This window comes from Streptomyces sp. NPDC001515, assembly GCF_053597115.1.
Map to the genome: position 1 here is coordinate 1 of NZ_JBSFHN010000023.1, position 13,894 is coordinate 13,894.

A 13,894-nucleotide genomic window follows, 5' to 3' on the forward strand; every position below is an offset into this window, starting at 1 on the left:
CCCCGGCGCCCCGCCCCCGCCCGCGGGTTGGCCCCCCCCGGGCGGGGGGGGGCCCCACCCCCGGCGCGCCCGGGTCCGGGGACGGGCGTCACCGGCTGGGCACGTCGCTCCCGTACACCACCCAGGGCGACTGCGGATACGAACCGACCCCCGTCAACTGTGGCTGTACGGCGGCCACTTCGGGCCGCACGGCGAGGGTGTCCGGCCAGTGGTCGAAGTAGACCGTGCCCTTCTCGATGAAACCCTGCCAGTCGGTCGCCGCCGAGGCCCCCTCGCGGTCGACGACGAATCCGACGCAGAGCACCGACGCCCGTCCGACGGCCTCCCGTGCGGCACGGACGACGGTCTCCCCCTCGTCGCGGCTGAGCCGGGAGAGGGAGAAGCAGAGCGCGACGGTGCCGGTGTCGGTGCGGTGGACCCGGGTGGGTATGCCGGCCCCGGTGCGCAGCCAGAGCAGGAAGTCGACCCGGTCCAGGCGTTGCAGCCCGGCCAGCAGGACGAGCTGGTCGCGGGTGACCCAGGACTGGGTCGCGGTGTGCCGGGTGCCGGTGCCGACCAGGGAGATGCGCCGGGTGACCGGGTGGTCGGGCCGTACGCCCGCCGACTCCAGATCGCCGAGCAGCGACTCGGCGTCGGGGCGGCTCCAGCCCAGGTGGTAGGAGGAGAAGAATCCGTCACTCATCGACACGTCCTTCGCGCAGAAAGTGCGGACGCACCGATCCTTCCGGGCACGCGCCGGACGGGACGAGGTCGCCCTGCTGGTCAGGTAGAGCGTGAAGATCCTGGTGCACGCGGACACCCTCGTACGGCCGGCTTCCGGCGGCGCGGCGAGAGGTTCGCGTTCGGTCGCCCCGAGCGTAATGAGCGGCGCGGCGCGGTGCGTGGGCCCACGGGCCCACGGCCGGACCCCAATGCGGGACGCACCCCTCCGCACGGCCGGTCCGGCCGCCGGCCGCCCCCTCCCGCGCTGCCGGTCCCGCCGCCGTGGGCACGCCGCCGCGCCGCCGGGTCCCGCTGCCGTACGCGCGCCGCCGCACGGCCCGCCCCGGTGTGCGGATAAGCCGTGGACAGCGGCGCCCCGCACCGTCAAGGTGTACGGCGATGACACGTACTGACGCACCTTCCGCCTGGGACGAACGCACCCAGCTGACCACCTTCCTCGACTACACGCGCGCCACCGCCCTGGCCAAGTGCGAGGGGCTCTCCCAGGAGGACGCGGTCCGCGCCCCGCTCCCGGGCTCGCCCCTGATGACCCTCGCCGGCATCGTGAACCACCTCCGCTGGGTCGAGTACTTCTGGTTCGAGGTCGTCTTCCTCGGCGGCGAGGACGAGGGCCCCTGGACCGACGAGGACCCCGACCGCGAGATGCGGATCGCGGTCGACATGCCGCTGGCCCGGGTCCTCTCGGAGTACGAGGAGCAGAGCACCCGCTACCGCGCGCTCGTCGCCTCCCACGACCTGGACACCCCGGCCCAGCAGCCCCGCAGCGACGGCCGCCACCCCGATCTGCGCTGGATCCTGCTCCATCTGATCGAGGAGACCGCCCGGCACAACGGGCACCTCGACATCATCCGGGAGACGGTCGACGGCACCACGGGCTCCTGAGGCCCGACGCCCGGCCCCGACCTATCCGGCCGATCCCCGGGGTCCCGGGCCGGCCGGGCCCGGACCCCGGGCCTGTGATCCTTGACGGCCAACAGCGCTGCGCAGCAGCATAGTTGGCGAAACCAAACTCTGACCCCTCACGTCCCTCCTTCTGCGCGCGGCCACGCGTCCCGGCGACGGACCCCGGAGTCCGGGGGCGGGACCGCGCCCCACGGGCGGGACAACGGGAGGGTCCGATCAGCATGAGCACAGGCACGGGCAACGGGCGGGACGACGGCCGGGAGCAGGCCGGACCGGCCGCACTCGACGACCTCGTGCCGCTCACGGCGGCGGATCCGGCGCGGATCGGCCCGTACCTGCTGCTCGGCCGGCTCGGCGTCGGCGGCATGGGCCGGGTGTACCTGGCCAGGTCGGAGGGCGGGCGGACCGTCGCCGTGAAGGTGGTGCACGAGGAGCACGTCTCGGATCCGCAGTTCAGGGCCCGGTTCCGCCGCGAGATCGACGCCGCGCGACGGGTCGGGGAACGCTATACGGCCCCGGTCCTCGACGCGGCCCCCGACGCCGATCCGCCGTGGGTGGCCACCGGTTACGTACCGGGCCTGAGCCTGGAGCAGGTGGTGCGGCGCTACGGTCCGCTGCCCGCGGCCTCCGTGCACGCGCTCGCGGACGGGCTGCTGAAGGCGCTGGCCGACATCCACGCGGCGGGGATCGTCCACCGCGACCTCAAGCCGTCCAACGTGATGCTCACGGTCAAGGGCCCCAAGGTCATCGACTTCGGGATCGCGCGGGCCCTGGAGACCTCCGCCGAATCGGCGCTCACCGGAACCGGGGTGGCGATCGGCTCGCCCGGTTTCATGTCTCCCGAGCAGATACGCGGGCTCGAACTCGGCCCGAAGAGCGATGTGTTCTCCCTGGGCTGCGTGCTGACGTACGCGGCGGCGGGGCAGCTGGCCTTCGGCCAGGGCGTGACCAACCAGCACGCCATCAACTTCCACACCGTGACCGAGGAGCCGGGACTCGACGGGGTCCGGGACGAGGCCCTGCGGGCGCTGATCACCCGCTGTCTCGTCAAGGAGGTGGCCGACCGCCCGGACGTCGCGGATCTGCGCGCGCCCGGGGCCGGGGGCGAGAACGGGGCCGGGAGCGGGTCCGGTGCAGGGAACGGCGCTGGTGCCGGGAACGCTGCCGGTGCCGGTGCCGGTGGCGGGAACGGGAACTGTGCCGGTAAGGGGGCCGCCGCCGTGGCCCCGGGCGCCGGCGGTGGATGGCTGCCGGCCGAGATCGTCGTCCAGCTCGCGGACCGCGCGGCCCAGTTGCTCGACGTGGACGCGGCGCCGCTGCGGGAGGAGCCCCGGGACCGGGAGACGGTCGGACTCCTCAAGGGCCGGCGGCAAGAGGAGCGGACCGGCGGGGAGGCCGGGGCCGGGCCGGGCGCGGCCGTTCCCGACGTGGTTCCGGTAGGGGCTCCGGGTGGCCGCCGGGCCTCCGACGACGGGTCCGGCGCCCGCAAGCCGCTCCGGCGGAACTGGTTCGTGGTGATCCCCGCCGTCGCCGTGATCACCGTGGGCGGCGGCACGGTCGCCGTGCTCCAGCCCTGGGCGCACGACACGAACGGCTCGCATGCCGCGACCCCGGCCGAGGGCACGGGTACGGGGTCCGGCGCGCCGTCCCCGTCCACCTCGTCGGGTGCCTCGGGCACGCCGTCCGCCACGAGCCCGTCACCGGGCGGGAAGGCATCGCCCTCGGCGGACAAGGGCGGTGGGGCGGCAGGGGGCGGTGCGGCCGGGGGCAGCGGGGCGGCAGGGGCGGGTACGCAGCCCGGGGCCGGTACGGACGGGGCCGGCGGCTCCGCGACGGGCGGTTCCTCCGTGGCCGGGGGCTCCTCGGCGACGGACGGCGGAAGCGCCTCCGGATCGGGCTCCGCATCGGGTTCCGGAACGGGTTCCGGTTCGAGTTCCGGTTCCACCTCCTCCGGTGCGACGTCCGGCTCGGGCTCCGCCTCCGGCGGCTCGGGGTCAGCCGGCGCCGTGCCCTCGTACTTCGTCGGCACCTGGCGGTACGACGGCCAGGCGTGGAACAACCCGGCGTACGTCTACGTCTCCCGCTCGGACATCGGCGGCAAGGCCGTCCGCTTCGTCACCGACATGGTGGGCATGGGCCACTGCGAGGCCGTGGGGCAGCTCCTCGCCGTCGAGAACGCGGGCACCCGGCTGAAGTTCGCCGAGGCGGCGGTGGACAAGGGGAAGTCCAACGGCATGTGCTACCCCATCCACGCCGCGACGCTGTACGTCGGGAACGGGAACGGGATGTACCTGGTGAACGACACGACGACGACCACGGGCCTGCACTACGTCCGCTGAGCGACCCCGCCGACGGGTGGGCGACGCGACGGCGAGAGGCCCGGCGCCCCGCCGCCCCCGCCTCTCCGGTCGGGTGTCCGAGGCCCGTGAGAGAGTGTGATCAACGGCGGGAACGACGCGCCCTGTTGAGCGGGCCGGCGTGTCCCACAGGCCACATCCCAGGGGGGACCTCTTCATGATCATCAGTCGACGCGGGCGTGCGCGTGCCCTGCGGGGCGCACTCGCCACGACCGCCCTCACGGTGGCGCTGGCCACCACCGCCGGCACGGCCGTCGCGTCGGACGACCCGTCGGCCGCCGACCGCGCCCGTGCCTCGGCCGGGGCGCGGGCCGCAGCGGACGCGCGGAGCGGCGCGGACGGCCGGTCCGCCGCGAGCGCGGCCCCGCAGGCCGTCGCCGGACCCGTGGTGGCGACGCCGACGTTCTCGATGACGGCCGTCCACAAGCGGACGGCCAACCTCTTCCTGTACTTCGCGGACCGCAAGGGCGGTTTCAAGCCGCAGTACGACGTGGGGGTGACCTACGACTTCGCCGCCGCGTCCATCGATGTCGACAACGACAAGGACGGCTACAGCGACGGCACCTGGAACCTGCACAAGGACGGCACCCTGCACTACACCTGGATCGACGACGACTTCCAGGCGTACACGAAGCAGGTCGGCAAGGGCTGGAACATCTACACGACGGTCCTCTCGCCGGGCAACCTCGGCGGTGCCCCCGAGGCCGACCTGATCGGCCTGGACAAGGCCGGCGTGCTCTGGGGCTACCTCGGCTACCCGGACGGCACGGTGACCACCCGCCGGCGCATCGGCGGCGGCTGGGGCCAGTACACCCAGCTCGCCGGCCAGGCGGACCTGACCGGTGACGGCAAGGCCGACATCGTCGCCCGGGACACCTCGGGAGTCCTGTGGCTCTACAAGGGCACCGGCGACTACACGGCCCCCTTCGCCGCGCGCACGCGCATCGGCGGCGGCTGGAACGTGTACGACCGCCTCCTGTCGATCGGTGACATGGACGCCGACGGCAAGACGGACCTCGTCGCCCGCAAGCCGAACGGCGACCTCTTCCGGTACTCGGGCACGGGCAGCGCACCGGCCGTCTTCAAGAGCGCGGTCCAGATCGGCCACGGCTTCCAGGCGTACAACCTGCTGTAGGCATCGGCGCGGGTTCTGTACGGGGTACGTACGGGCTGCCTACGGCCTCCGTACGGGTCATGCACGGGCCCCCGTACGGCCTCCGTACGGCCTCCGTACGCATGAGGCGGGTTCCGCGGCTCCCGGGAGGGGGCGCGGGGCCCGCCTCGTGCGCGTTCGCCGGGGCCCGCGTCTACGCAGGTCAGGGCCGTAACGTGCCCCGTCCCAGGAACGTCCCAGACGAATCCGGGACGGCTCTCCGGCCACCCGGGACGGCGGATGGTCCGGGTGGCCGGAGAACGGTCGGTAGATTTCATGGCGTCGGCCCGGCCGCCGCCGCCCCGTGCGGCGCTTCCCGGGCCACGCACCTCCGCCCCCTCGGCCGGCGCGGTCGCGCACCGGATCCACGCGCACCGGTCCGCCCGTCCGCCGTCCCGCTCACCCGCCGGTACCTGCGGGTCCGTACGGACGGCCCGGCGGAGGGAGGCCCGGGCACCGTCGCCCGGTACCACCGGGGCGCCACCGGGCACCGTCGCCTGGCGCGATCGGCACCGGAGCCCGCACCACCGCCCCGGGCCCGCTCGCCGACCCGTCCGCCGTCCCGTTCGCCACGCCCGAAAGGCAGCTCCGCCATGACCGCGTACGCACACCCCGGCCCCCGCCCGCGCCGCCGCACCGTCCTCACCGGAACGTTCGCGGCGGGGGCGGCGGTCCTGCTGCCGTTCGTGGCTCCGGACCGGGCGCGCGCCGCGTCCGGCCCGGTGATCGCGGACTGCGCGACCTGGGGCGCCCGGCCGCCGAGCAGCCCCGTCAATGTGCTCCCCACCCCGCCGCAGAAGATCATCGTCCACCACACCGCGGACCCGAACGTCACGGACTACTCGCAGGCCCACGCCTTCGAACTGGCCCGGTCCATGCAGGCGTACCAGATGGACGAGGAGGGGTGGACCGACACCGGCCAGCACTTCACGATCAGCCGGGGCGCGTACGTGATGGAGGGCCGGCACGGCAGCCTCGCGGCCCTGACCGCCGGGACCCGGCAGGTGGAGTCGGCGCACTGCCCCGGACAGAACACGGTGGCCATCGGCATCGAGAACGAGGGCACGTACTCCACGGTCGACCCGCGCGCGGCGCAGTACGCGGCGCTCGTGGACCTGTGCGAGCTGGTGTGCCGTCAGTACGGGCTGCCCGCGTACCAGATCTACGGACACCGCGACTTCACCAGCACGCTGTGCCCCGGGGACCGCCTCTACGCCCTGCTGCCCCAGCTCCGTCAGGACGTCGCGGCCCGGATCGGCGGCGACCCGACCCCTCCGCTGTGGCCCGTCCTGTCCTCCGGCGACAGCGGCGAGCGCGTCCGCACCCTCCAGCTCCTCCTGACCACCCGTGGCGCCGCCCTCACGGCGGACGGCGACTACGGCCCGGCGACCGAGGCCGCGGTGTACGCCTTCCAGGCCGCGGAGCAGGCCACCGCCGACGGCGTCGCCGGCCTCCAGACCTGGAACCACCTCGCCGCCCCCGCCCGCCAGGGCGACTCCGGCGCAGCCGTCGAAGCCCTGCAGCTCCAGCTCACGGCCCACGGCATCACCACCGACACCGACGGCGCCTTCGGCCCCGGCACCCGAGCCGGCGTCATCCGCTTCCAGACCACCCGTTCGCTGCCCGCCGACGGGATCGCCGACGCCCGCACCTGGAGCCGTCTCGTGGCGTGACCCACCGCACCTCCGTTCCGGCCGGGACCGTTTCCGGCCCGAACGGCGGCGGGAGTGGTGGACTGCAGGGGGGTCCACCAACCCCGCGCGCGGAGGGGGTGTCCGGCGCCCCCGACCAGGGCGCCGGGCACCCCCTCCCCCGGCTTCTGCCTTCCGACCGGTCCAGGTACGTCAGGGCGAGTGCGTCGCGTATCTCCTCGTGACAGGCTTCGGCGCGCTCCCAGTCCTCCTCGTCCACCGGAACCGTGTCGACGTCCAGGTACGCGTCGTCCCGGCCGTGCGCGAGGCGGTGGCGCCGGTCGAACGCCGAGGCGCCCGGCCCCCGCGATCAGGTCGCGGGGGCCGGGCGCCGGAAGCGGGGGCTCAGCTCGTCGAGCCCTCTGCCCGCGCGAAGGAGACCTCCACGCGGCGGTTCTTCTTGCGGCTCTCCTCGGTGGCGTTGCTGGCGATGGGGTACTGCTCGCCGTACCCCTTCACCTCGAACGCGATGCCGCTGCCGGACAGGGCCTGCCGCAGCACCCGGTGCACGGCCTCGGCACGCTGCTTGGAGAGGACGTCACCGTGGGCGGACGAGCCCAGGTTGTCCGTGAAGCCGAACACCCGGACCTTCTTGGCGTCCTGCTTCTTGATCTCCGCCGCGATCGCGTTGATCCGGCCGTTGGCCGCGGCGCTCAGCGTGGCACTGTCCTTGCCGAAGAGGACCTCGGCCTGGAGAGCGAACTTGATGTCCGAGTTGGTGTCCTCGCGACGCTCCTCCCCGCCCATGTCCTCGATGACCGACTTGATGTCGAGCACCTTGGACGGGGCGAGCGTGGCGCCCTCGGGGAGCTTCAGATCGGAGTCGTTCGGATCGATCTTGACCGGCGGCTCGGCCGAGGCCGACGGGTACGGACTGTCGTCCGCGAACGCCTGCGGGGCACCCATGACCCCGAAGGCGAGCGCACCCGCCACAACCGTGACCGCGAGGTGGGCGGACGCCCGACGGGCGCCGAGGGTGACGGCGCTCATCAGGAGATCTCAATCGGTGCGGGGGCGAAGCTGTTGAAGTGAAGCTCGACCTTGGTGGTGGACTCCGGAGGAGCCGGGAACTGGGCGAAGAACGTCATCGTCTGCCCCGCCTTGAAGAAGACGTTGTAGTCGATGGTGGTCAGTGCCCGATTGTCCGTGTCGCGCAAGACGTAGTAGCGCTTCTTGCCCACGGAGTCCACCAGGGTCATGTCCGCGAGGGATCGCCCCTTCAGTGAGACTGCTACTTCCTTGCCGTTCCAAGCGATCGGAATGCTGTACGTCTTTCCGGTCGGATTCTTGAACTGGCCGGTGACCGTAAGGAATCCACCACTGTCGCGCTTGGCCGAATTGATGGCCATCTCGATGCCGGCGTCGTTCTTGGACGTCACCATGACGGTGCTCGTGTCCGGCACGGTCTCGCCGCCGCCGTCACCCTTGTCGGACGTGGACGGCGAATCGGAAGCCTGAGAAGCAGCATCCTTCGGCTTGTTCCCGTCGTCACTGCCGCAAGCAGTCATCGAGAGCGCCAGGGTCGCTGCCAGAACGGCGGCGCCCCCCGCACGGCGCATGGTCCTCATGTGCGGATTTCCCATCGGTCCGGTTTCCTTTGCGTGTGATCGTGGTCAGTCTTCGACGAGGCGTACGGAGAACAGGTCGGGCATGTCAGGCATGGAGGCCAGGGCTTTGGGGCTGACCACCCATGTCACACCGCTGCTGCACACCACCGTTCCGATGGACGTCGAGGTCCAGTCCGGGTTCGGGATGAACTTGCACCGGGACTCGACGACAGCAGTGGCGTGCGACTTCGCGCGCTTGCCCTTCGCACCCGAGACGAGCTTCGCGGTCATGGGGGTCTTGCCCCGCACAGCAACCCGTGCGCCCCAGTCCCCGCTCATCGGAGGACCGCAGCTGTCGACGGTGGCGTTGTTGTGCTCGGCGAACTCATACGCCTTCCAGCAGCCGCCGCCGATCCCGCTGCCGCCGAACGGCGTGTTGAACACCTTGGTGTAGAAGACCCTGTCCATGACCATCGCCTTCAGTTCCAGCTTCATCAAGCTCCGCGACTGCTTCGCCGCAGCGAGGGCGGACGCGTCCGCCGCACTCTGGGCGCCGTTGCGCTTGACATCGGCCTCACCGAACGTGAAGAAGATCAACGCAAGGAAGAGCAGGCCCGTCACCGCTGTGATGTACAGCGGTGCGGCCTGCCCTGCCTCGGACCTCAGTCGACGAATCACCCGCCGAGCACGGAGTTGATCGCGTCGGAGAAGGCGCCGGCGATGGTGTCGCCCAGGTTGGTGTTGAGCAGCGCCACGACGATGGCCACCACGAGGATCGTGATGCCGACGTACTCGATCGCGCCCTGACCCTTGTCGCTGCGACGCTTGATCGCGTCCACGGCGGTGTTCTTCCAGCCGTTGATGTAGGTCTGGGTGGCGGTGGCGGCCTTCAGGGTGATGTTCGACATGGTGTTCCCCTCCGAGTTCGGCCGACCGGAAGTCGGCCGACGCAGTTGCGTAAGTTTTCGTGTCGTTCGCGCTTCCGGCTTCCTCCTGGCCGGTCTCGCTGTCGACATGAGAAACGTACGCCGGGGCAACACCCACTCGCATGGGCCTGCGGGCCCAACTACGGGCCCACTCCCTCAGTTGGGCCTTCGGGCCCATCGTGTGCTCAGCCATGCCTCGTCGACCCCCCGGACGACATCCGGTGCCAGACGGCGATGGCCTCGCCGCGGCTGCCGGCGTTCAACTTGGCGAAGATGCGGTTGATGTGGTTCTTGACGGTCTTCTGACTGATGAAGCAGGTGGCCGCGATCTGCTGATTCGTCATGCCCGACGCGATCAGGTCCATCACTTCCACCTCCCGTTCACTCAGATCTCCTGGCACACCCTGGGGGGCCGCAACGGGAACCCCCTGGGAAGAATGTGCCACAGAAGATTGCGGAAGCGAAGCCTTTTGCGGGAATCCGCGCGCGCCCAACTCCTCGCGTACGCCGCCGACCTGGTGATTCGTCGCCGCATGCGAGGGCCAGGGTCCGTGCGTGTCGTGTGCGGGTGCAGATACATGGCCCTGTGGAGCGGGCCGGTAGCCAGGCCCGGTGAAAGCCGTTCCCAGGCCCTCCGGCAGCGGCCGGCCGTCCTGGCCCAGGCCCCCGCCGCGTACGGAATCCAGCAGGGCGCTGCTGGCCGAGTAGGTGAAGTGGGCCCGGCCGTCCTTGATGTCGCGGACGGCGGCGACGAGCTGGTCGGCGGTGAACTCGCCGTGCACCAGATAGCCGCCCGCGCCCAGGCGCAGGGCCTCGTGGACGATCTCGCTCTCCCGGCTGTACGTCATCATCAGCACCGGGGCCAGCCGCACCAGATGCGGCAGGGCGGAGATGCCGTCGACGCCGGGCATCCGGACGTCCAGCAGGACGACGTCGGGCCGGTGCCGAACGGCCATCTCGTAGGCCTGCCGGCCGTCACCGGCCTCGGCGACCACGTCGATGTCGTCGCGGCCCTGGAGCAGCACGGTCAGACCGGCCCGTACGACCGGGTTGTCGTCGGCGACGACCACTCTGAGGGCCTGTACGGCGGGCATGGCTTCCGGGCCGGGGAAGGCCGGGAGACCGCCTGACGGGGTGGGTGCGGGGACACCGGCGGTGGGGGGCGAGCTCAGCGGGCTGGGATGCGAGGACGTGTGCTGCGAGACATGCGGCTGTTGCGTCCACTGCTCTCCTGAGCTGCGGGAGATCTCGTCCGGCATGGTGCGGGCCTCCTCTCTCAAGGATGGGGACTGTGGGGTGGTCTGGAGCGGTCACGCGTATTCAGTTGTCGAGCCGTGCGGGCTGTCCGGGGACCTGCGGCAGCAGGGGCGGGGGTGGCGCGGTGGCCGGCGGTGCCAGGTTCATCGCGGCGAGCGAGAGGTCGAGGCGGACCTCGGTGCCGCGCTCGGCCTTGCCGCGGCCGATGCGGATGCGCGCCCCGATGGAGGCGGCGCGCTCGACCATGCCGACGAGGCCGAAGTGGCCGGCCTTGCGGAGGTCGTCCAGTGAGGTGCCCCGGGGAAGACCGTCGCCGTCGTCGTAGACGCTGATCCGCACCACGTCGCGGACCAGTCCCGCCGAGACCTCGACATAGCCGGGGCGGGCGTGGCGCTGGGCGTTCTCCATGGCCTCGCTGGCGATGGTCAGGGCGTGTCGGGCGACGGCATGCGGGATGAGCGGGACGGCGCCGTCGCCGATCCGGCGGTAGACCGCCTTGACCCCGTGGCGGCGCCCGAAGTCGGCCGTACGGGCCGCGAGTTCGTCCAGGACGTCCACGCCGCCGTCGAGACCGGACTCGCGCCGCAGATCGGAGAGAAGTTCGCGGGACTCGGCCGCCGCGCGGCGGGCGGAGCGTGCCACCAGCTCCGCCTGGTGCTTCACGGTCATCGGGTCCATGCGGTCGGCGGTGCTGGCGAGACCGTCGGCCGCCATGGCCAGGCCGTGCAGGGTCTTGGCCACGGAGTCGTGCATCTCCCGGGCGAGACGGGCGCGCTCCTCCTCGACCGCGCCGCTGACGGCCAGCCGGGCCCGGGTCTCCGTCAGTGCCTGGGACGCGGCACCGAACCTGAGGAGCAGCCCCCGCAGGGAGGCGCCGACGGCCCCGGCCATGATGCAGAGGCCTACGACGAGCAGGGCGGAGACATCCGCCTCGACTTCCTGACTGACCCCGAACGAAGCGGCCAGCAGCAGCGACTGGAGTACGGCGAAGATGGCCCCGCCGCGCCAGCCGTAGACCAGACCGGCGAGCAGCGGGGTGCAGACGGTGACGTACGAGAGGGTCGAGCCGGGGGTCGCAGCGAACAGCAGCATCGCACCGAAGAGCATGTCCACGGCGAGCAGCGCGGGATGGCGGAGCAGGATCGGGCCGAACCGCTCCCAGTCACGCATGAGCACGTAGGACACCATCACGGTGACCAGCACAGCCGCGCCCACCAACCAACTGCCGAACTGCTCATGCACACCACGCAGGGCGAAGGGGGTGGCCAGCAATGTCATGGCGAGCCGGAACCCGAAGAGCTGACGGCACAAGGCTTGCAGAGCGTTCAGCTGAATCGGCAGGGCCGGCACGTGCGCTGGGTTACTCTCCGCTGTCTGCGCATCGGGACCAGCAGTCAGAGACAGCGGGATCGGTCTGAAGCCCATTCTCTTCCTCTCACCTCCTCGACAGTCCGGTGCTCCCCCGGCGGCGTACGCGTCAGCCGCCGAAGACGTCGCCAATGTTCACGTCGGCCGCGTAGTAGAAGCCGACCGCGATGAGGATCATCGTTCCCGGCAGCATGAAGCTCGTGACGATCAGCGTCGCCTTCGGCACGGCCTTCGCGGCCTTCCGCCGGGCGTTCTGGGCGTCGGTGCGCCGCATGTCGTTGGCGATCTGGATCAGCGTGTCGACGATGGGGGCACCGAGCTCCTCGCCCTGCTGGAGGGCGGAGACGAACATCGAGACCTGCTCGGACTCGTTCCGCTTGCGGAGCTGGTCGAAGGCATCGCGACGGCTGACACCCATGTCCATCTGGCGCAGGGTGATGCGCAGTTCGTCGGCCCAGGGGCCCTGGTACTTCTCCGCGACGCGCTCCAGGGCCTGGCGGAAGCCGAGGCCGGCCGACACGACGACCGCGAGGACGTCCAGGAAGTCCGGGAGCGTGCGGTCGATGTCGTCCTTGCGCCGGATGATGGCGGACCGGATGAGCACGTCCGTCCAGAAGAACCCGTAGACGAGGAGGATGACCGCAAGAACGGGCTGGCCGTTCATCAGCATGGCCAGGGCCGCGAGAGCGCCGAGGCCGCCGTAGAACGCGCGGCGGGCCGCGTAACGGTCGATGGTCATACCGCCGGGGTTTCCCGCCATGTCCAGCTTGCGGCGCATCTTGTCGACGCGCTTGGGCCCCATCATGGACAGGACGCGAGGGGCGTAGCGCATACCCATGCGGTCCGCCAGGCCCCCCGCGGCGGTCGTGCGGGTGGAACCGACCTCCAGGGCGAGTTCGATGTCGCCGGGAAGCTTGGCCTCGGCGCGGTACATGCGTATGCCGTGGAAGGCGCCGTAGACGGCGAGCCCGAAGACGGCAGCGATCAGCAGGTTCATGATGTCCTCTCCGTGTGGTCCGGGCCGTCAGATACGAACGCGGGTAAGCCGGTTGATGAAGAAGAATCCGAGGCCGTAGAGCCCGGCCGCGATCACCACGGAGATGCGGCCGACGGTGGAGGCGGTCATGTCGTCGAGGGCACCGTCGCGCATGCCGTTCATGATGAGCAGGAAGCCCATACCGAGGATGGGCACAGCGACGGCGGTGACCTTCACCTGGGACAGCAGAGTGGTGACCTCGCGCCGGGTCTCCTTGCGCTCCTCCAGCGTTCCCGTGAGGTTGCGCAGCGAGGAGACGATGGTGCCACCGGCCCGGTTGGAGAGGATGAGGGTCGAGACCAGCACCGTGAGCTCGCGCGAGGGCAGCCGCTCGACGAGTTCGTTCATGGCGTCGTCGAGGGAGTGCCCGACGGCGAGCCGGTCGGCCACCCGCTGGAGTTCCTCGTGGGCCGGGTCGTCGAGCTCGTCCACGGCCATGCTGATGGCGGTACGGAGGGCCAGACCGGCCTGGGTGGCGTTGGCCAGGACGCGGGTCAGCTCGGGGAGCTGGTTGATGAAGGCCTCGGTGCGCTTGGCGCGCTGGTAGTTCAGGAACGCGTTGCCGCCCCAGAGGCCGATGAGCGCCGCCAGCAGGCCGAAGAAGGGGGCGAAGATCGAGCCGACGACGAAGTAGAGCGCGAGCAGCGCCGCCACGACGTAGACGAAGTACTCACCGGGGGTGAGGTCGAGGCCGGTGGCCGCGATCTTGCGTTCGATGCGCTTGCCGAGCCCCGTTCTGCGCAGCCGTCGGTCGACCCCGCGGAAACGCCGGCTCCGGCCGCCGATGGTCATCTGCCCGGTCTGGGACATCCGGTCGACGAGGGTCTGTTGCTGAGCTTTGCCCGAGGTGAAGATGTGGACGCCTATGACGGCGAACAGACCGGCGAACAGTGTCACGCCGATCGTCAGGAGCGGAAGATTATCCATGTCGGG

General features: G+C 71.3%; 13 protein-coding genes. 4 read left to right on the forward strand and 9 right to left on the reverse strand.

Annotated elements, in window-relative coordinates; all coding sequences use genetic code 11:
• Nucleotides 1-88 precede the first annotated feature (88 nt).
• Nucleotides 89-682 carry a hypothetical protein gene (locus ACWCXC_RS23775; protein ID WP_450681589.1) on the reverse strand — a complete coding sequence of 198 codons (594 nt, stop codon included), beginning with the start codon at nucleotides 680-682 and terminating at the stop codon, nucleotides 89-91.
• Between the two features lie 419 nt (nucleotides 683-1,101).
• On the opposite strand from ACWCXC_RS23775, the gene ACWCXC_RS23780 reads away from it, so the two are divergent.
• The 4 genes from ACWCXC_RS23780 to ACWCXC_RS23795 all read left to right on the forward strand — a co-directional run bounded on the left by ACWCXC_RS23780 (nucleotide 1,102) and on the right by ACWCXC_RS23795 (nucleotide 6,809).
• Nucleotides 1,102-1,605, forward strand: a complete 504-nt coding sequence (locus ACWCXC_RS23780; protein WP_450681588.1) for a DinB family protein — start codon at nucleotides 1,102-1,104, stop codon at nucleotides 1,603-1,605.
• A 242-nt stretch (nucleotides 1,606-1,847) separates the two neighbouring features.
• Nucleotides 1,848-3,965 (forward strand): serine/threonine-protein kinase, encoded by a 2,118-nt coding sequence (locus ACWCXC_RS23785; RefSeq protein WP_450890480.1) that lies wholly within the window; start codon nucleotides 1,848-1,850, stop codon nucleotides 3,963-3,965.
• A 175-nt stretch (nucleotides 3,966-4,140) separates the two neighbouring features.
• Nucleotides 4,141-5,118: an FG-GAP repeat domain-containing protein gene (locus tag ACWCXC_RS23790; RefSeq protein ID WP_450890481.1), complete on the forward strand. Its 978-nt coding sequence runs from the start codon at nucleotides 4,141-4,143 to the stop codon at nucleotides 5,116-5,118.
• 611 nt (nucleotides 5,119-5,729) lie between these two features.
• On the forward strand, nucleotides 5,730-6,809 hold the full coding sequence (locus ACWCXC_RS23795) for a peptidoglycan recognition protein family protein (protein ID WP_450890482.1): 1,080 nt from the start codon (nucleotides 5,730-5,732) through the stop codon (nucleotides 6,807-6,809).
• A gap of 363 nt (nucleotides 6,810-7,172) precedes the next feature.
• Here ACWCXC_RS23795 and ACWCXC_RS23800 read toward each other — a convergent pair whose 3' ends face one another.
• The 8 genes from ACWCXC_RS23800 to ACWCXC_RS23835 form a co-directional block, all read right to left on the reverse strand.
• Complete coding sequence (locus tag ACWCXC_RS23800; RefSeq protein WP_450681584.1) at nucleotides 7,173-7,817, reverse strand: OmpA family protein; 645 nt, start codon at nucleotides 7,815-7,817, stop codon at nucleotides 7,173-7,175.
• Nucleotides 7,817-8,410, reverse strand: a complete 594-nt coding sequence (locus ACWCXC_RS23805) for a hypothetical protein (protein WP_450681583.1) — start codon at nucleotides 8,408-8,410, stop codon at nucleotides 7,817-7,819. Before ACWCXC_RS23805 ends, ACWCXC_RS23800 begins: the two co-directional genes overlap by 1 nt.
• Nucleotides 8,411-8,440: 30 nt before the next feature.
• Nucleotides 8,441-9,052: a pilus assembly protein TadG-related protein gene (locus ACWCXC_RS23810; RefSeq protein ID WP_450681582.1), complete on the reverse strand. Its 612-nt coding sequence runs from the start codon at nucleotides 9,050-9,052 to the stop codon at nucleotides 8,441-8,443.
• The gene (locus ACWCXC_RS23815) at nucleotides 9,049-9,282 is read right to left on the reverse strand and encodes a hypothetical protein (protein WP_450681581.1); all 234 of its coding nucleotides are present in this window, start codon (nucleotides 9,280-9,282) and stop codon (nucleotides 9,049-9,051) included. The genes ACWCXC_RS23810 and ACWCXC_RS23815 overlap by 4 nt, the downstream gene beginning before the upstream one ends.
• Before the next feature lie 203 nt (nucleotides 9,283-9,485).
• Nucleotides 9,486-10,559: a response regulator gene (locus ACWCXC_RS23820; protein ID WP_450681580.1), complete on the reverse strand. Its 1,074-nt coding sequence runs from the start codon at nucleotides 10,557-10,559 to the stop codon at nucleotides 9,486-9,488.
• Between the two features lie 61 nt (nucleotides 10,560-10,620).
• A complete protein-coding gene (locus ACWCXC_RS23825) occupies nucleotides 10,621-11,982 on the reverse strand; it encodes a sensor histidine kinase (protein WP_450681579.1) in 1,362 nt (453 codons plus the stop codon).
• A 52-nt stretch (nucleotides 11,983-12,034) separates the two neighbouring features.
• Nucleotides 12,035-12,922 (reverse strand): DUF5936 domain-containing protein, encoded by an 888-nt coding sequence (locus tag ACWCXC_RS23830; RefSeq protein WP_450681578.1) that lies wholly within the window; start codon nucleotides 12,920-12,922, stop codon nucleotides 12,035-12,037.
• Nucleotides 12,923-12,949: 27 nt separating this feature from the next.
• A complete protein-coding gene (locus ACWCXC_RS23835; protein ID WP_450681577.1) occupies nucleotides 12,950-13,888 on the reverse strand; it encodes a type II secretion system F family protein in 939 nt (312 codons plus the stop codon).
• Nucleotides 13,889-13,894: the final 6 nt, after the last annotated feature.